This window comes from Geodermatophilus sp. SMS 5-13, from assembly GCF_059428245.1.
The window spans coordinates 3,588,421-3,612,100 of the sequence record NZ_CP165729.1; the positions used below are offsets into that span (position 1 = coordinate 3,588,421).

At 77.3% G+C, this 23,680-nt stretch carries 23 protein-coding genes and 1 pseudogene; 15 read left to right on the plus strand and 9 right to left on the minus strand.

From position 1 onward, the window contains the following. Positions 1 to 2 precede the first annotated feature (2 nt). The 3 genes and pseudogenes from AB3388_RS17335 to AB3388_RS17345 form a co-directional block, all read left to right on the plus strand. A complete protein-coding gene (locus AB3388_RS17335) occupies positions 3 to 656 on the plus strand; it encodes a TetR/AcrR family transcriptional regulator (RefSeq protein ID WP_495406551.1) in 654 nt (217 codons plus the stop codon). Between the two features lie 98 nt (positions 657 to 754). Continuing rightward, positions 755 to 3,178: a phosphatase PAP2 family protein gene (locus tag AB3388_RS17340; RefSeq protein ID WP_495406552.1), complete on the plus strand. Its 2,424-nt coding sequence runs from the start codon at positions 755 to 757 to the stop codon at positions 3,176 to 3,178. A 128-nt stretch (positions 3,179 to 3,306) separates the two neighbouring features. Continuing rightward, positions 3,307 to 3,723: pseudogene (locus tag AB3388_RS17345) on the plus strand (phosphatase PAP2 family protein); the annotation flags it as partial. Positions 3,724 to 3,733: 10 nt separating this feature from the next. Here the strand turns inward: AB3388_RS17345 and AB3388_RS17350 are convergent. Continuing rightward, complete coding sequence (locus AB3388_RS17350) at positions 3,734 to 5,068, minus strand: wax ester/triacylglycerol synthase domain-containing protein (RefSeq protein WP_495406553.1); 1,335 nt, start codon at positions 5,066 to 5,068, stop codon at positions 3,734 to 3,736. Positions 5,069 to 5,199: 131 nt separating this feature from the next. On the opposite strand from AB3388_RS17350, the gene AB3388_RS17355 reads away from it, so the two are divergent. Then, positions 5,200 to 5,532, plus strand: a complete 333-nt coding sequence (locus AB3388_RS17355) for a hypothetical protein (RefSeq protein WP_495406554.1) — start codon at positions 5,200 to 5,202, stop codon at positions 5,530 to 5,532. Positions 5,533 to 5,623: 91 nt separating this feature from the next. Here the strand turns inward: AB3388_RS17355 and AB3388_RS17360 are convergent, their stop codons facing one another. Genes AB3388_RS17360 through AB3388_RS17370 form a run of 3 tightly spaced genes read right to left on the minus strand, consistent with a single transcriptional unit; the run spans position 5,624 to position 9,206 of the window. Next, positions 5,624 to 6,622 carry a zinc-dependent alcohol dehydrogenase family protein gene (locus tag AB3388_RS17360; protein WP_495406555.1) on the minus strand — a complete coding sequence of 333 codons (999 nt, stop codon included), beginning with the start codon at positions 6,620 to 6,622 and terminating at the stop codon, positions 5,624 to 5,626. Between the two features lie 8 nt (positions 6,623 to 6,630). Continuing rightward, positions 6,631 to 7,560 carry a universal stress protein gene (locus AB3388_RS17365; protein ID WP_495406556.1) on the minus strand — a complete coding sequence of 310 codons (930 nt, stop codon included), beginning with the start codon at positions 7,558 to 7,560 and terminating at the stop codon, positions 6,631 to 6,633. 50 nt (positions 7,561 to 7,610) lie between these two features. Further along, complete coding sequence (locus AB3388_RS17370; protein WP_495406557.1) at positions 7,611 to 9,206, minus strand: DUF4389 domain-containing protein; 1,596 nt, start codon at positions 9,204 to 9,206, stop codon at positions 7,611 to 7,613. Positions 9,207 to 9,388: 182 nt separating this feature from the next. Between AB3388_RS17370 and AB3388_RS17375 the strand changes: the two genes are divergently transcribed. After that, positions 9,389 to 10,213: a hypothetical protein gene (locus tag AB3388_RS17375; protein ID WP_495406558.1), complete on the plus strand. Its 825-nt coding sequence runs from the start codon at positions 9,389 to 9,391 to the stop codon at positions 10,211 to 10,213. After that, on the plus strand, positions 10,210 to 11,079 hold the full coding sequence (locus AB3388_RS17380; RefSeq protein ID WP_495406559.1) for a universal stress protein: 870 nt from the start codon (positions 10,210 to 10,212) through the stop codon (positions 11,077 to 11,079). The genes AB3388_RS17375 and AB3388_RS17380 overlap by 4 nt, the downstream gene beginning before the upstream one ends. A gap of 23 nt (positions 11,080 to 11,102) precedes the next feature. On the opposite strand, the gene AB3388_RS17385 is transcribed toward AB3388_RS17380, so the two are convergent. After that, positions 11,103 to 11,774: a hypothetical protein gene (locus AB3388_RS17385; RefSeq protein WP_495406560.1), complete on the minus strand. Its 672-nt coding sequence runs from the start codon at positions 11,772 to 11,774 to the stop codon at positions 11,103 to 11,105. Between the two features lie 107 nt (positions 11,775 to 11,881). On the opposite strand from AB3388_RS17385, the gene AB3388_RS17390 reads away from it, so the two are divergent. The 4 genes from AB3388_RS17390 to AB3388_RS17405 all read left to right on the plus strand — a co-directional run bounded on the left by AB3388_RS17390 (position 11,882) and on the right by AB3388_RS17405 (position 14,674). Beyond that, positions 11,882 to 12,472, plus strand: coding sequence for an Rv1733c family protein (locus AB3388_RS17390; RefSeq protein WP_495406561.1), 591 nt, complete (start codon positions 11,882 to 11,884; stop codon positions 12,470 to 12,472). Between the two features lie 143 nt (positions 12,473 to 12,615). Beyond that, complete coding sequence (locus AB3388_RS17395) at positions 12,616 to 13,260, plus strand: CBS domain-containing protein (protein WP_495406562.1); 645 nt, start codon at positions 12,616 to 12,618, stop codon at positions 13,258 to 13,260. A 17-nt stretch (positions 13,261 to 13,277) separates the two neighbouring features. After that, the gene (locus AB3388_RS17400) at positions 13,278 to 14,144 is read left to right on the plus strand and encodes a universal stress protein (RefSeq protein WP_495406563.1); all 867 of its coding nucleotides are present in this window, start codon (positions 13,278 to 13,280) and stop codon (positions 14,142 to 14,144) included. Further along, complete coding sequence (locus AB3388_RS17405) at positions 14,141 to 14,674, plus strand: flavodoxin domain-containing protein (RefSeq protein WP_495406564.1); 534 nt, start codon at positions 14,141 to 14,143, stop codon at positions 14,672 to 14,674. The genes AB3388_RS17400 and AB3388_RS17405 overlap by 4 nt, the downstream gene beginning before the upstream one ends. Here the strand turns inward: AB3388_RS17405 and AB3388_RS17410 are convergent. Then, positions 14,665 to 15,174: a universal stress protein gene (locus AB3388_RS17410; RefSeq protein WP_495406565.1), complete on the minus strand. Its 510-nt coding sequence runs from the start codon at positions 15,172 to 15,174 to the stop codon at positions 14,665 to 14,667. The two genes, AB3388_RS17405 and AB3388_RS17410, sit on opposite strands and share 10 nt — an antisense overlap. 211 nt (positions 15,175 to 15,385) lie before the next feature. Here AB3388_RS17410 and AB3388_RS17415 point away from each other — a divergent pair, with 211 nt between their 5' ends. After that, entirely contained in the window at positions 15,386 to 15,760 is a 375-nt protein-coding gene (locus AB3388_RS17415; RefSeq protein ID WP_495406566.1) for a pyridoxamine 5'-phosphate oxidase family protein, read from the plus strand. A 70-nt stretch (positions 15,761 to 15,830) separates the two neighbouring features. Continuing rightward, positions 15,831 to 17,549, plus strand: a complete 1,719-nt coding sequence (locus AB3388_RS17420) for a sensor histidine kinase (protein WP_495406567.1) — start codon at positions 15,831 to 15,833, stop codon at positions 17,547 to 17,549. Between the two features lie 6 nt (positions 17,550 to 17,555). Here AB3388_RS17420 and AB3388_RS17425 read toward each other — a convergent pair whose 3' ends face one another. After that, positions 17,556 to 18,224, minus strand: coding sequence for a response regulator (locus tag AB3388_RS17425; protein ID WP_495406568.1), 669 nt, complete (start codon positions 18,222 to 18,224; stop codon positions 17,556 to 17,558). Between the two features lie 149 nt (positions 18,225 to 18,373). Between AB3388_RS17425 and AB3388_RS17430 the strand changes: the two genes are divergently transcribed. After that, positions 18,374 to 20,797, plus strand: coding sequence for a phosphoketolase family protein (locus AB3388_RS17430; RefSeq protein ID WP_495406569.1), 2,424 nt, complete (start codon positions 18,374 to 18,376; stop codon positions 20,795 to 20,797). A gap of 60 nt (positions 20,798 to 20,857) precedes the next feature. Then, the gene (locus AB3388_RS17435) at positions 20,858 to 21,679 is read left to right on the plus strand and encodes a mycofactocin-coupled SDR family oxidoreductase (RefSeq protein WP_495406570.1); all 822 of its coding nucleotides are present in this window, start codon (positions 20,858 to 20,860) and stop codon (positions 21,677 to 21,679) included. A 153-nt stretch (positions 21,680 to 21,832) separates the two neighbouring features. Here the strand turns inward: AB3388_RS17435 and AB3388_RS17440 are convergent, their stop codons facing one another. Next, positions 21,833 to 22,270, minus strand: a complete 438-nt coding sequence (locus AB3388_RS17440) for a VOC family protein (protein WP_495406571.1) — start codon at positions 22,268 to 22,270, stop codon at positions 21,833 to 21,835. Positions 22,271 to 22,371: 101 nt separating this feature from the next. Here AB3388_RS17440 and AB3388_RS17445 point away from each other — a divergent pair, with 101 nt between their 5' ends. Continuing rightward, a complete protein-coding gene (locus AB3388_RS17445; protein ID WP_495406572.1) occupies positions 22,372 to 22,566 on the plus strand; it encodes a hypothetical protein in 195 nt (64 codons plus the stop codon). 40 nt (positions 22,567 to 22,606) lie between these two features. Here the strand turns inward: AB3388_RS17445 and AB3388_RS17450 are convergent, their stop codons facing one another. Beyond that, positions 22,607 to 23,515 carry a DivIVA domain-containing protein gene (locus tag AB3388_RS17450; RefSeq protein WP_495406573.1) on the minus strand — a complete coding sequence of 303 codons (909 nt, stop codon included), beginning with the start codon at positions 23,513 to 23,515 and terminating at the stop codon, positions 22,607 to 22,609. Between the last annotated feature and the right edge of the window lie 165 nt (positions 23,516 to 23,680).

Sequence of the window (23,680 nt, forward strand, 5' to 3'; positions counted from 1 at the left end):
CGGTGGTCGCCTTTCCTCCCCGCGCGCGCCCCGGCACCCGGGGCCGTCGCGCGCCGCGGCCCTCGGGGGACGACCGCGAGCTCGCCATCCTCGCGACCGCCGAGCGGCTGCTCGCCGACCGCCCCCTGTCGGCGATCTCGGTGGACGACCTCGCGCGCGGCGCCGGCATCTCCCGGCCCACCTTCTACTTCTACTTCCGCTCCAAGGACGCCGTCCTGCTGACCCTGCTGGACCGGGTCATCGCGGAGGCGGACCGGGCCTCGGCGGAGTCCTTCGCCGCGCGCAGCGGGGACCGCCGCACCGACTGGCGCAACGGGATCAGGGCGTACTTCGAGACCTTCCGCGAGCACCGCAGCGTGGCGCTGGCCCTGGCCGAGGCCCGCGCGACCAACGAGGAGGTCCGCGAGCTGTGGGCGCGGGTGTTCGAGCAGTGGGTGCAGAACTGCACCGCGCTGATCGAGGCCGAGCGCGCGCACGGCGCCGCTCCCCCGGGCCCGCCGGCCCGTGACCTGGCGATCGCGCTGAACTCGATGAACGAGCGCGCCCTGCACGGCACGTTCAGCGGGGACGGGCCGGCGATCGCGGCGGGGGACGTCGTCGACGTGCTGCTCGACGTCTGGCTGACCGCGATCTACCACACGCCCACCCCCGGCTGAGCCGGGGCGTCGTGCCGGGCCGGGGAGGTCCTGCCGACGTACGGCCGGGGTCGGAAGACCCTGCCGGATCCGGGTCCGCGCGGTGTCGACTGCCCGGCATGGACGCCACGCTCGCGCGCGGCGCCGGCCGGTCCACCCTGGCCGGGTCCGGCGCCGGTGCGGCCGCGCGGCCGGAGCGGCACCCCGGCGACCTGCTGCGGGTGGCGCTCGGCCTCGCCGTCCTCCTGCTGGGCGTCCTGGTCGCCCAGCAGGGCCAGCTGTCGGCGTTCGAGCGCGACCTGTTCCGCATCGTGAACGACCTGCCCGGCTTCGCCTATCCGGTGGTCTGGGCGGTCATGCAGCTCGGCAACGTGTTCGCCGTGCCCACGGTGGCGGCGCTCGCCGCCGCGACCCGGCACTTGCGGATGGCGCGGGACCTGCTGATCTCCGGGCTGCTGGCCTACCTCGCCGCCGACCTGGTGAAGGGCGTCGTCGGCCGGGAGCGGCCCGCGGGCCTGCCCGTCGGCGCCGTCCTGCACGAGGGCGTCACGAGCGGCGCCGGCTTCATCAGCGGCCACTCCGCGGTGGCCGCCGCGATGGCCACCGCCGCCGCCCCGTACCTCTCGCGGCGCTGGCGCCGGGTGGTCTGGGCGCTGGCCTGGGCGGTCGGCCTGGCGCGCATCTACGTGGGCGCCCACCTGCCGCTCGACGTCGTGGGTGGGCTGGCCGCCGGCTGGGCGATCGGCTCGCTGGTGCACTGGGCGTTCGGCGTCCCCCGCTGGCAGCCCAGCGCTGGCCGGGTGGCCGGCATCCTGCGGCGGATGGGGCTGCCGGTGGACGACGTCGTCCCCGCCGGGACGGGCGCCCGCAGCTCGCACCCGTTCACCGCCGTCGACCGGGACGGCCGGCGGGTGTTCGTGAAGGTCCTCGACCCCGACCGCTACGAGCGGGACTGGCTGTTCCGGCTGGCCCGGGTGCTCGGCGCGCGCGAGGTCAAGGACGCCGACGCTCTCGCGCCGCTCGGGCAGCAGGCCGAGCACGAGGCGGTGGCCGCGCTGACCGCCGCGCAGCGCGGCGTGCGGGTGCCGCCGGTGCTGCTCGCGCGGGGCAGCAACCGCGGCGCCGTCGTCGTCCAGGTCTTCGTCGCCGGCCGGACGCTGGACCGGCTGCCCGCCGCGGAGCTGACCCCCGGTCTGCTCGACCGGGTGTGGGAGCAGGTGGCGCTGCTGCACGCGGCGCGCATCGCGCACCGTGACCTCGGCTCGTCCAGCGTGCTGGTCGACGACGAGGGCCGCCCCTGGCTGGTCGACTTCGGCAACGCCGAGACCGGCGCGGACGACGACACGCTCGCCGGGGACGTCGCCGAGCTGATGGCGTCGCTGGCGCCGCGGGTCGAGCCCGCCGAGGTGGTCGCGGGCGCCGTCCGGCGGCTGGGGACGGCGGCGGTGTCGGCGGCGCTGCCGCGGCTGGCCCCGCTGGCGCTGTCCGCCGCCACCCGCGCGCAGGTGCAGGCCGACCGCCCCCGGCTGACCGCGCTGCGCCGCGAGGTGCGCCGCCAGGTCGGCGTCCCCGACCCGGCCCGGCTGCAGTTCGGCCCGGCCGGCGCGGGGGCCGCGCTGGCGGTGGGCGCCGCCGCGGCCGTGGTGCTCGTCGGGTTCACCTGGCTCACCGGCGCGACCCGGGTGTTCGAGGCGGTGGAGCTCAACGGCTGGCGCTGGCTCGGCGGCGCGGTGGCCCTCGCCGTCCTCGCCCGGGGCGCGACGGCGGCGGCGGTCGGGATGGCGGTCGACCGGCGGCTGGCCCTGGGCCGGATCTTCGCGGCCACCCTCACCACCGACGGCGCGACGCTGCGCCGCGGCCCGGTCGACCGGCGGCGGGTCGCCGCCCGCTTCCTGGAACGGGCCGGGGTGCTGCCCGAGGCGGCGGAGCGGGCGATCGACCGGTACGACACCGGGGCGGTGGCGGCGGCGCTGCTGGTCGCCGCGGGCTCCGTCGGCCTCGCCCTGCTCGAGGGGCGGCTCGCCGGCGCGCAGGCGCCCGTGCGGCCGGCCGGGGTCCTCGCCGTCGGCGCCGCCGCGCTGCTGCTCGCCCTCGCCGGCCAGCTGCTGGCCGGCCGCCACGTCCGCCCCGGCGGCCCGCGCCCGGCCCAGCTGCGCGCGCGGCTGCTCGGCCTGCCGCGGGGCCTGCGTCCGGAGCGGGCGGACGGCATGCGGTCGTGGGCCGTCCAGCTCGGCTGGTCCGCGCTTGCCATCGCGCTCGAGGCCGCGGCGCTCGCGGCGGCGCTGCACGGCGCGGGCGGACGGGTCCCGGTGCTGGCCACCGCCTCCGTCTACGCCGTCCTGAGGCTGCTGTGGGCGGTCCTGCCGCTGACCGGCGCCCCGGGGCTCGCCGAGGCGGGGCTGCTGCTCGGCCTGACCGCCGTCGGGGCGCCGCTGCCCGCGGCCGGCGCCGCCCTCCTCACCGTGCGCACGCTGACCTTCTGGCTGCCCGCGGCGCTGGGCTGGGCGCTGGGCGACCGGCTCGAGCGGCGGCTGGTCCTGTGAGCACCGCGGTGGTCCGGCGGCCGGCCGACGCCTGGCTCGCGCTCGGCGGCGCCGTCGTCACCGCCGGGTGCGCGGTCGTCGCGTCCTCCGGCACCGTCGGGGCGGTGGAGCGGGCGGTCTTCCGGGCGGTGAACGGGCTCCCCGACGCGCTGCGCTGGCCGCTGTGGGTCTTCCAGCTGGCCGGCGTCCTCGGTGTGCCGCTGCTGGTGGCCGTGGTCGCGGCGGTCACCCGGCACTGGCGGCTGGCGGCCGGCCTCGTGCTGCTCGTGCCGCTCAAGCTGTTCGTCGAGAAGGAGGTGCTCAAGGTCCTCGTGCACCGGGAGCGGCCCGGGACGACGATCCCCGGCGCCATCCTGCGCGACGTCCCGTCGGCCGGGGTCTCCTTCCCGTCCGGGCACGCGATCATCACCTTCGGGATCGTGGTGCTCGTGGCGCCCTACGTGGCGCGCCGCTGGCAGTGGCTGCTGCTGGTGGTCGCGGTCCTCAACGCGGTCGCCCGCGTCTACCTGGGCGCGCACGCGCCGCTGGACGTCCTCGGCGGCGCGGCCGCCGGGGTCACGATCGGGGCACTGCTGAACCTGGCGCTCGGGGTGCCGCGGCGCACAGCTCGTCCAGTGCCGCCTGCAGCGCCCGGGCCAGTACGGGCAGGTCCGGGACCCGGCCCGGATCGGCGACCGCCGTCACCGTGAGCGTGCCCGCGTAGGACAGGGCGACGAACGACACCGTGACGTTGCCGGTGTCCCCGACCGAGAGCGGGACCAGCGTGGCCACCGGCACGCCGGCGAGGGACACGACACCCGTCGGACCCGGGACGTCGCTGACCAGCGTGTGGATCATCCGCTGCCGCCGCAGCATCCGGCGGTACAGGCCCAGAGCGCAGACGGCCCGCAGCACCGGGGCGAGGACGGCGCCGGCCTCCGGATCGGCCATCTCGGCCCGGTGCCGGGCGACGAGTCCGGCGATCCGGCGCAGCCGCTCCTCCACCGTGCCGGCCGACGGGACGCCGACGGCGAGCGGCGCGACCGAGTTGGCGAACTCCCCCATCCCCGCGGTGCGGTGGACGGCGACCGCCACGCCGACCCGGAACTCGCCGACCGCCTCATCGCGAGCGGCGAGCAGGTCGCGCAGGGCACCGGCGACGGCCGACAGCAGGGCGTCGTTGACCGTGGCCCCGGCCGCCGCCGCGGCCGCGTGCACCGCGGCGAGGTCGGCGCGGGCGACGGCGAGTGCCCGGCGGGGCCCGGTCAGGGCGAGCAGCGAGCACGGCTCGGCGGGCGGGCCGGACAGCGCGCCGCGGGTGCGGAGCAACGCCCGGACGGCGGCCGGCGCCCGCCCGAGAGCCGCCAGCCGGGACCGGGCGGCGTCGGCCAGGAGGAGGCGGTAGGGCGGACGGAGGGACGCCGGCGGCCGCGGCCCGGGCCCGGGATCGACCAGCCGCCCGAGGACGGCCAGGCCACCGAGGCCGTCGGCGACCGTGTGGTCCAGCAGGAGGACCAGCGCGCTGCGGCCGGCCGCCAGCCCGGTCACCACGGTCGCCGTCCACAGCGGCCCGGCCGGCTCGAACGGCCCGCCCGCCAGGTCCGCCACGAGGCCGAGCAGCGCCGCCTCGTCCCCCGGCGCCGGGCAGCGCCGCACCCCGACGGCGGCGTCGAGGTCGAGGCCCGGGTCCTCGGCCCAGATCGGCCGGCCGGCGCCGGGCGGCAGGCGGACCAGGCGCTCCCGCATCCGCGGCACCGCGCCGAGCCGGGCGGCGACGACCCGGCGCAGCTCCTCCGGATCGGGCGCCGGCGCGTCGAGGACCAGCACCGCCCCCATGCGCTCGGGGACCGGGCTGCGCCTGGCCCGGGCCCGCATCGCCAGGTCGCCGGCGCTCGCCCGCTCGATGGTCATGGTCCCGACGCTGCCGGTCGGCCGCGCTCGGCGAGCAGGGCCGAAGGTCGCCGTCACCCGGGGCCGAGGGACGCCCCGAACGCCCGCCGGGTGCCCGATGATGCCCAGCACCCCTCGACGAAGGAGCCGTCATGAACCCGTCCACGCTGATCCCCGCCGTGCGCGACGCGATGACCGTGTCCCGCGTCTTCGGGGAGCCGTACGAGCGCGACGGGGTGACGGTGATCCCGGCGGCGTCCGTCCGCGGCGGCGGTGGCGGCGGAACGGGCAGGAAGGCCGACACCGGCGAGGAGGGCGACGGCGGCGGCTTCGGGCTGATCGCCCGGCCGGCGGGGGCCTACGTGGTCAAGGACGGCGGGGTCACCTGGCACCCGGCCGTCGACGTCAACCGGATCGTCGCCGCCGGGATCCTCGGCTGGGTCCTCGCGGTCTGGGGGGTCGCCCGCGCGGTCCGCCGCCGCTAGTACCGCGACCGGCAACGGGGGCGGGACGCGGTTCGGCCGTCACGGGGCCGGCGGCGAGCCAACGACAGGGCGAGGGTCGAAGGCCACGGCACTAGTTGACCAGGACGGCGGCGCCGCCGAAGCGGCCGTGCGCGAGGTCTGCCAGCGCCCGCGGCGCCTCCGCCATCGGGTAGGGCACCGTCGTCGCCCGGACGCCGAGCCGCTCGGCCAGGCGCAGGAACTCCTCGCCGTCCCGCCGGGTGTTGGCGGTGACGCTGCGCAGCCGCCGCTCCTGGAACAGCTCGGCGGCGTAGTCCAGCCCCGGGATCGCGGACAGCCAGATGCCGGCCACCGCGAGGGTGGCGCCGCGGTCGAGGGCCCGGAGCGCGACCGGGACGAGGTCGCCCGCCGGGGCGAAGAGGATCGCGCCGTCCAGCGGCTCGGGCGCGGGATCGGCCGCCCCGCCCACCGAGTCCGCGCCGAGCTCGGCGGCCAGCGCGCGGTTGCGCTCGCCGCGGGTGAACACGTGCACCCGCGTGCCCTGGGCGAGGGCGACCTGAGCGGTCAGGTGCGCGCTGCCGCCGAAGCCGTAGAGGCCCAGCCGGCCGCCGGGTGGCACGGCCGCGCAGCGCAGCGCCCGGTAGCCGATGATCCCGGCGCACAGCAGCGGCGCGGCCTGCTCGTCGGACAGCGTCTCCGGCAGCCGGTAGGCGAACGCCTCGTCGGCCAGGCAGGCGTCGGCGTAGCCGCCGTCGACGTCCCAGCCGGTGAACGCCGGGGCGGTGCAGAGGTTCTCATCGCCGCGCCGGCAGTACCGGCAGGAGCCGTCGGTGCGGCCCAGCCAGGCGACGCCGACCCGCTCCCCCACCGCGAACCGCGCGGCGCCCTCGCCGCGGGCGTCGACCACGCCGACGACCTCGTGCCCCGGGGTGACGGCCGCCCGGCGCGGCGGCAGGTCGCCCTCGGCGAGGTGCAGGTCGGTCCGGCACACACCGCAGCAGCGGACGCGCACCCGCACCTGGCCCGGGCCGGGTTCGGGCAGCGGGCGCTCCACCCGCCGCAGCGGACCGTCGTCGATCGGTCCCGGGCGCTCGACCACCCAGGCCTGCACCGCGGACCTCAGCCCGCGGCGGTCGCGGTGGCCCGGGCCGGCCGGTCGGCCGGGGCACCCGGGCGCGCGTGCACGACGAGCACCGGGCAGGGCGCGTGCAGCACGCAGTGCAGCGCGGTCGACCCGAGGACGACGCCCTGCAGCTGGTTGCGGCTGCGGCTGCCGACCACGAGCAGCCGGGCGCCGCGGGCCTGGTCGACCAGCACGTGCCCGGGGTGTCCCTCGACGACGGCCACCCGGACGGCGTCGCGCGCACCGTCGCCCAGCACCTCGGCGACCAGCGCCTCCCCGCGGGTGCGCGCGTGCTCGGCGCTCTCGCCGAGCGGCGGGGCCATCACGGCGTACAGGTCGCTCCAATAGTTGGGCGCCTCGTAGGCCAGGACGGCGTCGACGCGGGCACCGAGCCGCCGCGCCTGGCCCGCCGCCGCGGTGAGCGCGGCCCGCGCGTGCTCGGAGGCGTCCAGCCCCACCACCACGCGGGCCGGCTCGGACACCGGCGCCGGGTGGACGACGACGACCGGGCAGCGGGCGTGCGCCGCGCAGTGCAGCGCGACCGAGCCCGCGACCGCGCTGCGCACGGCGCCCCGGCCGCGGCTGCCCACCACCAGCAGCGCCGCGCCCTCCGAGCGCTGCACCAGGTGCGCGGCCGGTGAGCCGGCGACGGCCAGCACCGACACGTCCACCCCAGCGGCGGCCGGGTCGCTGCGCACCTCATCGACCATCGCCCGCGCGCGGGCCTCGGTGTCGGCCCGGATGTTGTCGATCCGGCCGCTGTCGAGCAGCTCGGGATCGGCCCAGTAGAAGTCCACCGGGAAGGCGGTGACCACCTCGAGGGCGGCGTCACGGGCCGCTGCCTCCGTCATCGCCCAGGCCAGCGCCGCGCGGGCGCCGTCCGAGCCGTCGATGCCGACGACGACCCGCTGCCTCGCGTTCTCCACGGCCGTTCCTCCTCGCCCTCCCGGTGCCGCCTGCCGCTCCAGCGTGCGACTCAGCTGGTCGGCGGGCGGGCGACCTCCGCCCCTTCCTCCGCCCCTTTCTCCGCCCCGGCCTCCGGCGCCGTCGGTGCGGCCGGGCCCCGCTGCGCCGGGATCTCGGCCGGTGGGCCCTGCGGCCGCCGCGCCGCGAGCCCGACGAGCAGGCCGCCGAGGGCGAGCAGCACGGCACCGACCGCGAGCACGCCGGCGGCCACCCAGCCGAGGTTCGGCGCCGTGACACCGGCGCGCACGTCGGCGGTCACGCCCGCACCGCCGTCGGCTCGCATGACCACGAGGGTCCAGTTGCCGTCCGACGGCCGCCAGGTGAGCGACTGGGTGCCCGCCCCGCTCGCCGACGCCACCCAGATGCCGGCGTCCGCGGGCGGCTGCGCGGGTGCGCCGCCGGAGCGCTCGGTGACCGCGAACCGGTCGGGGTCGCCCTGGTCCAGGCCGACGCTCAGGTCGTGGAGGCGCCCGTACGCGACGCCGCGCAGGTAACCGGCGGCATCGGCGCTGCGGGCCACCCCGACGAACACGTCGCCGTCCCCGACGGGTGAGACGTCGAGGCGCGCCGTTCCGATCACCGAGTCGACGGCCCAGTCCAGCCCCTCGCCGTGCAGGCTCAGGGTCTCGCTGACCACCGCGTAGCCGCCGGAGCTGATCCGCGCGTCCGGCGACATCAGGTAGCCGCCGTCCCGCTGGGTGCGGTCGGCCCAGAGCAGGGCGCCCCCGCCGACCAGCGTGCCGGCGGCCACGAACAGCAGGATCACGCCGATCACGAGCGCCACGACCCGGCCGGCCGACCAGCTGTTCGGCCGGGCGGCGCCGGCCGGGGCCGCGTAGGCGGCCGGCGGCGGGTAGGCCGGCGGCGGGTACGCGGACACCGGGACGCCGGACGGCGCGGGCGGCACCGGCGCGGCCGGGACCGTGCCCGGGTCGGGGCCGCCCAGGTCCAGCCGGAACGGCGGGTAGGCGTCGGTCATCAGGCCGACGTAGCCGGCCACCCGCAGCGCCCACCGGTCCATGCCGAGGACGAAGTCGTAGAGCGGGCGCGGGTAGCGGCCGGTGAACAGCAGCACGACGCCGGCGATGAACACGAGCAGCCCGACCAGCCCGCCCGCGCCCCAGCTGCTGTCCCAGATCCCGTCGGCGTCGGTGGCCCGGGTGCCGAACCAGATGCCGCCCCCGATGAACACGGCGAGGACCAGGTAGTGCGGGATGGCGAGCAGCCACCACTTCACCAGCACCAGGCCGCGGGAGAGCCGCTCCGGATAGGGCACCTCGTAGTGAGCCGGGTAGTCGGCGACGTCGCCGAGGGCGAACGGCGGGTAGCGGTCGGTGCCGAGCGCTCCGTAGCCGTAGAAGCTCACCCGCCACGTCCAGCGCAGCACCCCGACGTTGAAGTCGAACAGGCCGCGCGGATAGCGCCCGGTGATCAGGATCGCGAAGAAGGCGATGACGCTGACCGCGACGAAGGCGATCCACAGGAACACCAGCACGACGTAGTGCGGGATCAGCAGCAGCCACTTGACCAGCCACAGCGCCCGCGACGCCGACGGGTCGGGGGACGCGTCGACGCGCACGGGATAGGGCCGCTGGATCTCGGTCATGTCCCGGCCTCCTCGGCCGGCGGCGACGGACGGCGGTCGCCCGGAGCACACCGGTGCGACGAGCCTGGGGCCGCCCGGACGCGGCGGGACACGGACCTTGGTCTCCCCGCGAGGGGACCGCCGACCCCTGCGCCGTCGACCGTCGCGGGCGCAGCGTGGAGGACCCCGATCAGGAGTCGTCGATGCCCCCGCCCCTCGCGCTGACCTCGTCCGGCGGCCCGCTCGCGGGCACCCCGGCGCCGGCGCGGGAGGGCGCCGTCGACCTCGCCCTGCGGGCCGCCGCACCCCCGGGCCCGCGGGCGTGGCAGCTCGACCCGCGGCCGGACCGGCTCCTCGTCCGCACCGACCCGAACCGACCGCTGCCCGTCGACGACCCGGCGGGCCGGCAGCTGGTGCGCAGCGCCGGCGCGGCCGTGTTCTCGGCCCGGGTCGCGCTGGCGGCCGCCGGGTGGGCCGCGGACGTCGAGCGGCTGCCCGACCCCGCCGACCCGGACCTGCTGGCCGTCGTCCGGCCGGTCGCGGGCGAGCCGGACGCCGCGCTCGCGGCCCTGGCCCCCGCCGGGGCGGGCCGCGCACCGGCCCCCGACCGGATGCCCGTCCCCCTCCTGCGCCGCCTCACCGTCGCGGCCGCGCAGGAGGGGGCGCTGCTGGTCCCGGTGCGCAGCGAGCACCGGGCCCTGGTGACCCGGCTGACCGAGCACGCCGAGCGGGTGCTGCACGACGGGTCCGCTCACCACACGGCCGGCGGGACGCTGGTGCTGATCGCCACCCCCACCGACGACCGGCCGGCCTGGCTGCGGTGCGGCGAGGCGGTGGAGCGGACGCTGCTCGAGCTCGCCGCCCTGGGCTGGGCAGCCGCGCTGCTCACCTCGGCGATCGAGGTGCCGCTGACCCGCACCCAGCTGCGGTCGGCGCTGACCTGGCACGCCCATCCGCAGCTGCTGCTGCGCCTCCGGCGCTCTCCCCCGCACGCCCACGGGGAGCTCGACGGAGACGGCGTGCGATGACCTCCGAACCGCGCCCGGTGGTGGTCGGCGTCGACGACACGCCGGAGTCCCTCGCCGCGGGCGCGGCCGCCGCCGAGCTGGCCCGGGCGCGGCACCTGCCGCTGCGGCTGGTGCGCGCGCTGCCGGCGGGCGCGGAGACGGTGCGGACGGCGGCCACCGGCCGGCTGGACGCGGTCCGCCGCGTCGTGGCCGAGGTCCTCCCCCACGAAGCGGTGACCGCGGTCGTCCGGGCCGGACCGCCGGACCTGGTGCTGCTGCACGAGTCGCGGACGGCGGCGCTGCTGGTCGTCGGCCCCTCCGGCGCGCGGGCGGGGCTGGACGAGACCGCCGAGGCCCTCGTCCGCGGCGCGCACTGCCCGGTGCTGCTCGCGCGGGCACAGCCTGACCGGGGCGGGATCGTCGTCGGCGTGGACGGCGGCCCGGGGACGGCGGCGCTGCTCGCGGCCGCCGCGGCCGAGGCCGGGCTGCGCGGCACGTCGCTGCTGGTGCTGCACGCCTGGGACCGGGCCCGCGGCGGGTCGGCGGCGATCCAGGCGGCGGTCGAGGCGGCGGTCGAGCAGGCCGAGCGGGAACTGCTCGAGAGCTACGTCCGGCCGCTGCGCGAGGGCGCGCCGTCCCTCCCCGTCGACCTGCGCATCGTGCACGCCCCGCCGGTGGAGGTGCTGGTGCAGGCCGCGCAGACCGCGGCGGTCGTCGTCGTCGGGCGCCGTCCGGGGCGGCGCGGCGGCACCGCCGCGGCCGTCGCGGACCGTGCTCCCGGCCCGGTGCTGGTCGTCCCGCTGACCCCCACCGCGCCCGTCCCCCAGCCCCGCCGGGAGCTGGACACCCCGGCCCGCCCGGGCGTCCTCGTGGGGCCGCACGGGTAGCTGCCGGACGGCGGAGCGCGGGCTCACGCGTGCCGTCCCTCGGCGCGGCGCGCGAGGCCGCGGAGCATGCGCCGCTCCATCACGAAGCCGATCGGCGCGACGACCCGCCACAGGAGGCGCTGGGACGCGGGGTGGGCCAGCCGCTGGCGCACGACCACCCGCGTCCGCCGACCCGCATCGAGCGGGCGCAGCGACCACTGCCAGGTGAGGTGCACGTCGTCGGGCGCCGCCGGGTCGCCCCCGAGCAGGACCAGGGTGGTCGGGGGCGCCACCTCCCGGACGCGGTAGGCGGGCGTGCCCTCGCCCCCTGCCAGCCGGACGACGTCCCCCGGCCGGAGGTCCTGCAGGTCGGGGCGGACCTCCCCGGCGCTGTGCAGGCCGAGGCCGAGGAGGTTCTCCAGCCCGTCGAAGCTGTACAGCCCGCCGCGGCCCTGGCCGATCTGCGCCAGCCACGGCCAGACCGCCGCGACCGGCGCGTGCACGGTGATCGCCCGCGTGTACCCACGCCGGGGCGCCGGCACGAGGTCGTCTCCCGGGAGCTGACCGGCGACCTCCTCCGGCGTCGCGCCCCAGCGGTCGTACCGGCGGTGCAGCAGCGGCGCGGCGAGCAGCGCGGCCAGCACCTCGGCCCCGCCGACGACCACGTCGCGCACCGCCCGCACCGGGGCGGCGAGAGGACGCGTGGGGGCGGCCATGCGCTGCACCCTGGGGCCCGGCGCTCGGCTCGGTGAGGTGCGAAGGTCTCCCCAGCTCGGGACCTCGGCCCCGTCCGCGGGAGGCGCCGACCGGCCAGGCTGCTCGCGTGTCGGGATCCCGCGCGCCCGCGCGCACCCTGCGGCGGCGGTTCACGCTGGGCTCCGGGCCCCTGAAGCGGGCGTCGGACCGGGTCGAGTTCCTCTCCCGCCTCGTGCTCGTGCTGGCGCTGCTGACGGCGGCGCCGGCCGGCCTGGTGGTGGGCAGCGCGACCGCGGCCGGCGTGCGCGCCGTCGCCGAGGCGCAGGCGGCGACGCGGCAGCAGGCCAGCGCGACGCTGCTCTCCGACGCCCCCGACGCCGACGGCATCTACGACACGCACGTGCCGGCGCCCGCCGTCTGGACCGGGCCGGACGGCCGCAGCCGCACCGGCGACGTCGACGCCCCGGCCGGTGCCCGGGCGGGCTCCCCGGTCGAGATCTGGGTGGACCGGGACGGCCGGGTGACAGACGCCCCGCTGACCGACGAGGAGGTGACCGGCCAGGGCCTGGTGCTCGGCACGCTCACCGTCCTCGGCATCGTCATCGCGGGGCTGAGCAGCCACCTCATCGTGCTGTGGCAGCTGGAGCGGCGCCGGTTCCGGCGCTGGGAGACGGGCTGGGCCGCGGTCGAGCCGCTGTGGGCCAGCCGGTTCCGCTGACTCTGGTCGGCCCGCGGCTCCGCCGCCCTGCCCGAGCAGGGACGGAGGTCCCGCCCCGGTGCGCCCGGAGACCCTGAGGCCGGCACGGGCGGCTGCCTAGCGTCGAGGGCGAGGACGGGGACCCCGACGACGAGGAGCGGAACGTGCAGGCCAGGGACGTCATGACCCGCGAGGTGGTCACGGTGGGACCGGACACCTCCGCGAAGTACGCGGCCGAGGTGATGGCCGAGCGCGGGTTCGCCGCGCTGCCCGTGGTGGACGACGACCAGATCGTCGGCATCGTCGCGGAGGCCGACGTGCTGCGCGACCGGCTGCCGCACGACCCGCGGCTGCACGCGCGCCGCGACGAGCCGTCCGCGCCGACGCCGTCCCTGCTGGTGCGCGGCGTGATGACGACCGGCGTGCGGTCGGTCGACGCGACCGCCGACCTGGCCGACATCGCCCGCCTGTTCGTCGACGACCGGCTGCGCAGCGTGCCGGTGCTCGAGCACGGCCGGCTGGCCGGCATCGTCAGCCGCCGCGACCTGCTGCGCGCGCTCGTGCGGCCCGACGCGGACATCCGCGCCGAGGTGCTGCGGCTCGTGGAGGGCTACACCGGCGACCTGGGCGCCTGGGACGTCGAGGTGGCCGAGGGCATGGCCACCATCCGGCGCACCCGCGGCGGCCCGCAGGTCTCCGCCGAGGTCGAGGAGCGGGCGCTGCGGGCGCTGGCCACCACGGTCGGCGGCGTCATCGGCGTCCGGATCCTGACCGAGCCCGTGCCGGCCGACCGGCCGGTGTCCGCCTGACCCGGGAGGAGCCCGCGATGACCGCCCTGCCCGTGCTCGCCGGCGTCGACGGCTCCCTCCGCGCGCTCGCGGCCGCCCGGCTCGCCGCCGACGTGGCCCGGCGCCGCGGCGCCCCGCTGGAGCTGGTCACCGTGGTGCCGTGGCCGTACGACGGGCTCACCACGCCGCCCCCGGACCTCGACCTGCCGGCGCTCCTGCGCGAGAGCGGCGAGGCGGTCGTGCGCGCGGCCGCCGACGTGCTCGGGGAGGACGGCGTCACCACCGCCGTGCGCGACGGCGACCCGGCAACGGTGCTCGCCCAGCGCTCCGCCGCGGCCCAGCTGATCGTCCTCGGCGGCCGGGGGGCCGGCGGGGTGGCCGGCCTGCTGCTCGGCTCGACCGCCGTCGGCGTGATCGCGCACGCCCGGTGCCCCGTCCTGGTGCTGCCCGACGACGCCTCGGTGGTGGTGCGCAGCCGCCGGTCGGTCGTCGTCGGGGTCGAGGGCCGGCCGGGCGACGAGGAGGTCCTCGCGTTCGCGTTCGCCGAGGCGGCCGCCCGGCACACCGACCTCGTCGCGGTGCACGGCTGGCAGGACGCCGTCCTGGAGACCGCGCTGCGCACCACCGTGCCGCTGGTCGACTGGGCCGCCGTCCGCGCCGACGAGGAGCGGGTGCTCGCCGAGGCGCTGGCCGGCTGGCGGGACAAGGAGCCGGACGTCGAGGTCCGCGAGGTCGTCGTCCGCGACCGGCCCGCCCGCGCGCTGGTCGCCGCGGGGCTGACCGCCGAGCTGCTCGTCGTCGGCCACCGGGCCCGGCACCGGCCGGCCTCGACCGCGTCCGCCGTGCTGCACCGGGCGGCCTGCCCGGTCGCGGTCGTCCCGCTCGCGTCGCGGGCCGCCCGGTGAGCGCGCCGCGCGTCCTCGTCGTCGCCGCCAGCAGGCACGGCGCCACGGCCGAGATCGCCGACGCCCTGGCCCGCGGTCTGGCCGACTCGCCGGCCGGGCGGGCGGCGGGCCTGACCGCGGTCGCCGTCCCCGCACAGCAGCGGCCGGACCCGGCGCCGTTCGCCGCGGTCGTCCTGGGCAGCGCCGTCTACGTCGGCCGCTGGCTCGACCCGGCCCGCGAGTACGCGACGCTGCACGCCGACGCGCTGCGCGCCCGCGCGGTCTGGCTGTTCTCGAGCGGGCCGATCGGCGAGCCCCCGTTCCCGCCCGACGTCCCGCACGACGCCGGCCCGCTGGCCACCCTGACCGGCGCGCGGGAGCACCGGGTGTTCCCCGGCCGGCTGGACAAGGCGCGGCTGAGCTTCGGCGAGCGCGCGATGGTGACCGCGATGCGCGCGCCGGTCGGCGACTTCCGCGACTGGGCGCAGATCGCCGGCTGGGCGGCGGACATCGCCGCGGCCCTGACCGGGGTGGCGGCGGCTCAGACCTGAGCGGCCCCGGACGACTCGCCGGCCCGGGACCACGGCCGGGACGAGCCGGCGCGGACGACGGTGACCGGGCTCCGGGCGTGGTGCACCACCTGGTCGCTGGTGGAGCCCAGGAGCAGGCCGGAGAAGCCGCCGCGCCCGCGGGCGCCCACGACCACGAGGTCGGCGCCCGGGCTCGCCTCGACCAGGGCCTTCGCCGGGGGCCGGTGGACGACGTGGGCGTGCACCCGCACCGACGGGTCGAGGTGCCCGCCGGCGATGCACGCCTCCAGCTCGGAGCGCACGGCCTGCTCGAAGTCGGCCATCGGGGGCACGTACCCGGGCGCCCAGGTCGCCGGCCGCGGGGCGGTGGTCATCCCCCACGCCCGGACGACGTGCAGCGGCAGCGCCGCCCGCCCGGCGAGCCCGGCCGCCCAGATCATCGCCTCCTGCGCGCACTCGGACCCGTCGTGCCCGACGAGCACGCCGCCGTCGATCGTCAGGGCCTCGCAGACCTCGGCCACTCGCCGTCCTCCTCGCGTCCGCACGGTGTCCCACCCACGATGTCGCACCCCGGCCGCCCGGCCGCGCCCGGGCCCCCAGGGACCAAGGCTCCGCCGGGCGGGACGTCCGTCCCTGACGCCAACTGCCCGCCCCGGCCGAGAGTTCCAGCGGACGCATCCGGCGTCCGCACCGGGGTCCCGGTGCACCCGCGGAAACGACGGGGGGCGGCCGGTGCCGACCACGGACGAGGACCGGGCGCACGAGGTACTCGGGCGCGCGGAGTGCCTGCGTCTGCTCGCCAGTGCCGGCATCGGCCGACTGGCCTACACGCGCGGCGCGCTCCCGGCGATCCGTCCGGTGTCGTTCTGCCTGCGCGAGGGGGAGGTCGTCATCCCGGTCCGGACCGGGAACCCGCTGGTCGACGCCGTCCGCGGGGCCGTCGTGGCCTTCGAGGCCGACGTCTACGACAGCGGTGCGCGCACCGGGTGGGCGGTGACCGTCGTCGGCACCTCGCACGTGCTGCACGACGGCGTGGCCCCGGACGTGCACCTGATCTCGGTCCGGCTCGGACTCGTGGAGGGCTGGCGGACGTCCCTCCCGGTGTGACGGCGCGGGTTCGGACCCTTCCGTTCCGCTGGCCGCCCATGGCACGGTGGTCGTGGGAGGTCCACATAGCATGCCGGGCCCGGAACGGCAGAGCGAGAGCGGCGGACTCGAGGTCTCGCCGCTGTCGGCCATGCGCCTGACCGAACTCATCGGCGAGGTGCAGGACCGGCTCTCGTCGGTGGCACGGGCGCAGACCCGCGTGCAGCACCTGCTCGACGCCTTCCTCAGCGTCTCCACCGGCCTGGACCTGCCGAGCACGCTGCGGCGCCTCGTCGAGTCCGCGGTCGACCTGGTCGACGCCCGGTACGGCGCCCTGGGCGTGCTGCGCCAGAACGGCGACGGCCTGGCCGCGTTCCTCCACGTGGGGGTCGACGACGCGACGGCCGCGCGGATGGGGGCGCTGCCCGAGGGCAAGGGCGTGCTCGGGCTGCTGATCCGGGAGCCCTACCCGCTGCGCGTCTCCGACCTCGGCCGGCATCCCAGCTCGGTCGGGTTCCCCCCGCACCACCCGCCGATGAGGACCTTCCTCGGCGTCCCGGTGCTGGTCCGCGGCGAGGTGTTCGGCAACCTCTACCTGACCGAGAAGCGGCACGGCGAGTTCACCGCCGAGGACGAGGCGGTGCTCACCGCGCTGGCCGGCGCGGCCGGCATCGCGATCGACAACGCCCACCTCTACGAGCAGAGCGAGGTGCGCCGGCGCTGGATGGCCGCCATCTCCGACGTCCGCGCGGTGCTGCTGGACGCGCCGTCGACCGGGGCGGCCCTGGTCCTGATCACCGAGCGCCTGACCGAGCTGACCGAGGCCGACGCGACCTGGCTGCTGCTCGGCCCCGAGCCCGGCACGGGGGTCTACACCGTCGCGGCCCAGAGCCGCCGGGGGCTGCGCGACCTGACCGGCGAGCGGACGTCGGCGGCGACCAACCCGGTGCTGGAGGCGGTGGAGGCCGCCCGCGGCGTGGTCGCCCTCGACCTGACCGCCGTGGAGTTCGAGGACCGTGACCTCGTCGGCCACTGGGGCCCGTGCATCGCGATCCCGCTGCGCGGGACGCACGCCGAGAACGCCCTCGTCATCGCCTGCCGCCGGGCCGGCGCCGCGCCGTTCGACGAGTCGATCCTCCCGCTCGTCACCGCCTTCGCCGACCAGGCCACCGCCGCGCTCGACATGGCGGCCCGGCAGCTGCTGGCCCACCAGCTCGACGTGTACGAGGACCGCGACCGCATCGCCCGCGACCTGCACGACCACGTGATCCAGCGGGTCTTCGCCTCCGGCCTGGCGCTGCAGGCGGTGATGCCCCGGATCGCCGACCCGGAGGTGCGCGACCGGATCGCGTTCGTGGTCGGCCAGCTCGACGAGACCGTGCGCGACATCCGCACCACGATCTTCGACCTGCACACGACCGGCGCGGTCGCGACCGGCGACAGCCTGCGCCGGCGGCTGCTCGACATCGTCACCCAGACCGCCGTGGGCCTGGAACCCACGGTGCGCATGTCCGGCGCCGTCGACCACCTGGTCACCGGCGAGCTCGCGGCCGACGTCGAGGCGGTCGCCCGGGAGGGGGTGAGCAACGCCGCCCGCCACTCCGGCGGCCGGCACGTGACCGTCACCCTGGACGTCGCCGACGAGGTGGTCCTCGAGGTGGTGGACGACGGGCGGGGCATCGACCCCCGGGCCGCCCGCAGCGGGCTGCGCAACCTCGAGCGGCGCGCGGAGAAGCACGGCGGCGAGGCGTCGGTCGAGCCCCTGTCCGAGGGCGGCACCCGCCTGCGCTGGTCGGCGCCGCTGGGCTGAGCCCGCTCAGCGCGGGGTCGGCGGGGCGCCGCGCAGCTCGGTCGCGAGGACGGCGGCCTGCGTGCGCCGCTCGAGGCCCAGCTTGGCCAGCAGGTGGGAGACGTAGTTCTTGACGGTCTTCTCGGCGAGGAACATCCGCTCGCCGATCTGCCGGTTGGTCAGGCCCTCGCCGATGAGCTCGAGGACGGTGCGCTCCTGCTCGCTGAGCTTGGCCAGCGGTCCGGCCGGCTCGGCCGCGCGGCGCATCCGCTCCAGCACCACCGTCGTCGCGGCGGGGTCGAGCAGCGACCCGCCCGCGGCGACCGTCCGCACGGCGGTGACCAGGTCCTGCCCGAGGATCTGCTTGAGCAGGTAGCCGGCGGCGCCGGCCATGATCGCCTCGAACAGCGCCTCGTCGTCGCTGTAGCTGGTCAGCATGATGACCTTGAGCTCCGGCATGCGGGAGCGCAGCTCGCGGCAGACCGACACGCCGTCCCCGTCGGGCAGCCGGACGTCGAGGATCGCGACGTCCGGGCGCAGCGCGGGCACGCGGGCCAGCGCCTCCGCCACGTTCTTCGCCTCACCGATGACCGAGATGCCCGGGTCGCTCTCGAGCACGTCCGCGACCCCTCGCCGCACGACCTCGTGGTCGTCGAGCAGGAACACCGTGATCGCCGCAGCTGCATCCCCGTTCATGACCTGCAGAGGCTAGGTGCACCAGGTCCCGGTCGGCGCAGGGTCGAAGGTCCCTTCCGAAAATCGGTCGTCCCTTTCGGGCGCAAGGGCGCCGGCCGGGGGACGAAAGTCCCCGACGCGGACGGCACGGTACCGACAGGATCGGTGCCATGACCGCCACCGAGGCCCGGCCGGCCGCCACGGAGTACCCCGCCGACGAGCTCGACCTGGACCTGCGCTGGTGGGCGGCGGCGAACTACCTCACCGCCGCGCAGATCTACCTGCGCGCCAACCCGCTGCTGCGCGAGCCGCTGCGGCGCGAGCACGTCAAGCCGCGGCTGCTCGGCCACTGGGGCACCAGCCCGGGCCTGACCATGGTCTACACGCTGCTCAACCGGCTGATCCGGCGCACCGGCAGCGAGGTCCTGCTGGTGACCGGCCCCGGGCACGGCGGCCCGGCCGTGCTGGCCGGCGCCTACCTCGACGGCACCTACAGCGAGGTGCACCCGCGCGTGGGCCGCGACCTGCCGGGCCTGACCCGCCTGGTCCGGGAGTTCTCCACGCCCGGCGGCGTGAGCAGCCACGCCGGCATCCACATCCCGGGCAGCATCCACGAGGGCGGCGAGCTGGGGTACGCGCTGGTGCACGCCGCGGGCGCCGCGTTCGACGACCCGGAGCTGCTGGTCGCCTGCGTCATCGGGGACGGCGAGGCCGAGACGGGACCGCTGGCGGCGTCGTGGCGGCTGCCGGCGTTCCTCAACCCGCGCCGCGACGGCGCGGTGCTGCCGATCCTGCACCTCAACGGGTACAAGATCTCCGGCCCGACGGTCCTCGGCCGGACCTCCGACGAGGACGTCTGCGCGTTCCTGCGCAGCCAGGGCTGGGACCCCGTGGTCGTGGCCGGCGACGACCCGGCGCTGGTCTTCCCCGCCCTGGACGCCGCGCTGGCCGGGGCGCAGGCGGCGATCCGGGCCACCCAGGCGCGCGCCCGGTCCGGGGACGGCGGGGCGGGTGCCGGGGACACAGCGCCGTGGCCGGCGATCGTGCTGCGGACGCCGAAGGGCTGGACGGGCCCGCGCGAGGTGGACGGCGTCCCGGTCGAGGGGACCTTCCGCGCCCACCAGGTGCCGCTGTCCGGCGTCCGGGAGAACCCGGCGCACCTGGCGCAGCTCGCCGGGTGGCTGCGGTCCTACCGGCCCGACGAGTGCTTCACCGCCGCGGGGCGGCTGGTCCCGGAGCTGGCCGCCCTGGTGCCCGAAGGGGACCTGCGCATCTCCGCCAGCCCGCGCGCCGGCGGTCCGGGCTTCCGCGTGCGGCCGCTGCCGCTGCCGGACGTTGCCGACTACGCGCTCGAGGTGTGCTCCCCCGGCGTCCTCGAGCACGAGACGACCCGGCCGCTGGGCGAGCTGCTGCGCGACCTCCTCATCCGCACCGCCCGCGCCGACGGGGGTGGCGACTTCCGGCTGTTCTCCCCCGACGAGACCACCAGCAACCGGCTCGGCGCGGTGTTCGAGGCCACCGACCGCTGCTGGCAGCTGCCGGTGCTGCCGGGCGACGACCACCTCGGCCCGGACGGCCGGGTCATGGAGGTGCTCAGCGAGCACCTGTGCGAGGGCTGGCTGGAGGGCTACACGCTCACCGGCCGGCACGGGCTGTTCGCCACCTACGAGGCGTTCGCCATGGTCAGCGCCTCGATGATCGTGCAGCACGCCAAGTGGTTGCAGCTGGCGGTCAACCAGCCGGGGCGGACGCCGGTGCCGTCGCTGAACGTCCTGCTGACCAGCACGACGTGGCGCAACGACCACAACGGCTTCTCCCACCAGGGCCCCGGCCTGATCGACACCGTGGCCCCGCTGGCGCCCGACGTCACCCGCATCTGGTTCCCCCCGGACGCCAACAGCGCCCTGGTCGTCGCCGGGGAGTGCCTCGCCGGCCGCGGGCAGCTGAACCTGATCGTCGTCGACAAGCAGCGGCACCTGCAGTACCTCGACCTCGACGGCGCCCGCACGCTGGTCTCCGCGGGGGCCGCGGTCTGGGAGTGGGCCGGCACCGAGGAGCCGGGCCGGTCGCGCGCCGACCTGCCGGACGTCGTCCTGGCCGCGATCGGCGACGTCCCGACGATGGAGGTGCTCGCCGCGGCGCAGCTGATCCGCGAGCACGTGCCGCACCTGCGGCTGCGGGTGGTGAACGTGGTCGACCTGATGGGACTGCTGCCGCCCGGCGCGCACCCGTCGGCGTTCTCGCCCGAGCACTTCGCCGACCTGTTCACCGACACCGTCGACGTCGTCGTCGCCTTCCACGGCCACCCGCCGGCGATCCACCCGCTGCTGCACGGCCGGCCGGACGTCGACCGCTTCCACGTCCGCGGGTTCACCGAGCACGGGACGACGACGACGCCGTTCGACATGGTGGTGCTCAACCGGATGAGCCGCTACGACCTCGTGCTGGAGGCGCTGCGGCGCTCGCGGCGGGTGCCCGAGGGCGGCGACCGGCTGGCCCGCGTGTGCCGCGAGCAGCTGGACCGGCACCGCGCCCACGTCGTCGAGGCGCTGGAGGACCTGCCCGAGGTGCGCGACTGGACCTGGTCGGCCTGACCGGCCACGTACGGCGGGTCGGCCGGCCGGCGCGGACCCCGGAACGCGGAGGAGAGCGTCATGGGAAAGCTCGACGGAAGGGTCGCCTTCATCACCGGGGCCGCCCGGGGGCAGGGCCGCTCGCACGCGGTCCGGCTGGCCCAGGAGGGCGCCGACATCATCGCCGTCGACCTCTGCGCCCAGATCGGGACGGTGGCCTATCCGATGGCCACGCCGGAGGACCTGGCGCAGACGGTCAAGGAGGTCGAGGCCCTGGACCGGCGGATCGTGGCCCGGCAGGCCGACGTCCGCTCCCTGTCCGCACTCCGGGAGGCGGTCGCCACGGGGTCCGCGGAACTGGGCCCGGTGGACATCGTCCTGGCCAACGCCGGGATCGCGGGCGTCGGTGAGGAGGGCGACGACATCGAGGCGGTCTGGCGGGACACGATCGACGTGAACCTCACCGGGGTCTGGAACGCCGTCATGGCCACCGCGCCGGGCATGATCGAGAAGGGCCGGGGCGGCGCGATCGTGCTCACGAGCTCGACCCAGGGGCTGACCGGGCGGGGCGGCAACGGCAGCGCCGGCCTGACGGCGTACAGCGCCGCGAAGCACGGCGTCGTGGGCCTCATGCGCACGTTCGCGAACTGGCTGGCGCCGCACTCGATCCGGGTCAACACGGTCCACCCGACCGGCGTGAACACCCCCATGATCGTCAACGACGTGATCATGAAGTACATGGAGGAGAACCCCGGGGTCGCGGACGCGCTGGCCAACCTGATGCCGGTCCCCATGGTGGAACCGGTGGACATCAGCAACGCCGTCCTGTGGCTGGTCAGCGACGACGCCCGGTACGTCACCGGCGTGACCCTCCCCGTGGACGCCGGATTCACCGTGCGCTGAGCACGCAGTCGACCGGACATGTCCTGCGGTGTTCTGCACACTCGTGCGGTCGTGCAGCGCCGCAGAGGCGCCTAGAAGGCCGCACGAGCGTCAGCCACGGGCGACCAGGCACGGCTCCGTCGCCCGGCGGGCCGTCGATGCCCGGAGGGTCGGTCAGCGGAGCTCCTCGACCAGACCGATGACGACGCCGGCGGGGCCGCGGACGTAGCAGTACCGGTAGACGTCCCCGTACTGCGCCACCTCGCCCACGAGTTCGGCGCCGTGGGGCCGCAGGCGATCGAGGACGTCGTCGACGGCGTCGACGGCGAACGTGAGGCGCGGGATGCCCGGGGTGTTCACCGGCGCCCGCGGCGCACTGCGGGTGGCCACCGGCGCGTGGAACGTCGACAGCTCGACCCGGCCGTGGCCGTCCGGCGTCCGCAGGAAGGCGAGGTCCGCTCGCACGCCGTCCAGCCCGACGAGCTGGTCCACCCACTCCCCCTCGACCGCCGTCTCGCCCTCCAGTTCCAGGCCCAGCTCGACGAAGAACGCGACGGCAGCCGCGAGGTCCTCGACCACGACGCCGGCGTGATCCATCCGGTAGACCGTCATGCCCCGCAATGTAGGGAGTGCCGGCCGTCCCGCGTCGCCCCTTGGGTTCCGGTGGCCACGGGTGGAGGATCGGTCCGTCAGCGTGTGTATGCGGAGGGTCCATGCACGACGACGACGGAAGCCTGGAGGAGAGCATCCAGCTCGACTTCGACCTGGCCCGGCTGGAGCTGGCCGCGGCCCAGCAGGCGGCACGGGCCGAGGACACCGCGGCCGCCCGGCTGCGGGTGGCCGCGTGCCGCGCGCGGGTCGACGACATCCTCGACATGTGGAACGACGTCCTGCTGACGTCGGCGTGAGCCGGACCGGCCGAGGGCTGCGGCCGCCGGTCCGGCTGCCCTAGACGGCGCGGCCGCCCGGGCCGGCCGCGGCCAGGTCGCCCACGTCCGCGACCGTCTCCAGCGCGACGCCGATCTGCTCGTTGAGCCGCAGCAGCGACTCGCAGGCCCGGTCGCGGCGGCGCTGCAGCTCGTCGAGCTCGCCCTGCGCCGCGGCCAGCGCCGCCTCCGCGGCGGCGGCGGCCTCCTCCCGCTCCCGCCGGGCCGCGGCGCGGGTGTCGGCCAGCCAGCGGGCCAGGTCCGCCTCGGCCCGCGAACGCACCTCCGCCGCCTCCCGGTCCAGCCGCTCGCGCTCGGCCGCCGCCGTGCGCAGCAGGTCGGCGGCCTCAGCCCGCGCCCGCTCGACCTCGGCCGCGGCCTCGGCGCGGACCAGCCGCGCCTCCTCGCGCATCCGGTCGCCGGCCTCGATCGCCATCTGCTTGATCTCGTGCGCCTTGCGCAGCCGGGCGTCGGCCTCGATCCGCGCGTCGGCGAGGATCTGCTCGGCCTCCGCCGACCCGGCCGCGGTGAGCTCCGCCGCCTCGTCGGCCGCCATGCGCAGCATCCGGCCCATGCGCTCGGAGAGGACGCTCATCTCCTGGCCCTCCGGCGACCGCGCCAGCAGCCGCCGGGACATCTCCAGCTCGGCCGAGGCCCGGCCGTAGCGCTCGACCAGGTCGTCGGTCTCCCGCCGCGCCGCGCGCAGCTCCGCCTCGGCCCAGGCCACGTAGTTGTCGACCTCGAGCCGGTCGTAGCCGCGCACCGCCGTCCGGAACACCGGCGCCGTCGTGAACAGCGCGTGCAGGTCGCCGGAGAAGTTGGGCCACGACGGGTCGTCGACGACGAAGTTGCCCGCGGCGGTCGCCCCCGCCGGGGTCGGGGCCTCCGGCTCCCGGCCGGCGCCGCCGGCGACCTCGGTGCGTCGGAACATGCGGCTACCGCCTCCTGGGATCGTGCTGACCTCCCCGCACAGTGACAGACACGCCGGAGCGGCTGCGCGAGATCCCCGGCGCGTCGGCGGCCGCCCCGGCGTAGCTACGCGCGCGGTACCGCTGTCGTCACGGCACGTGGCGGATCGGGGACGCCGAGGTCACGC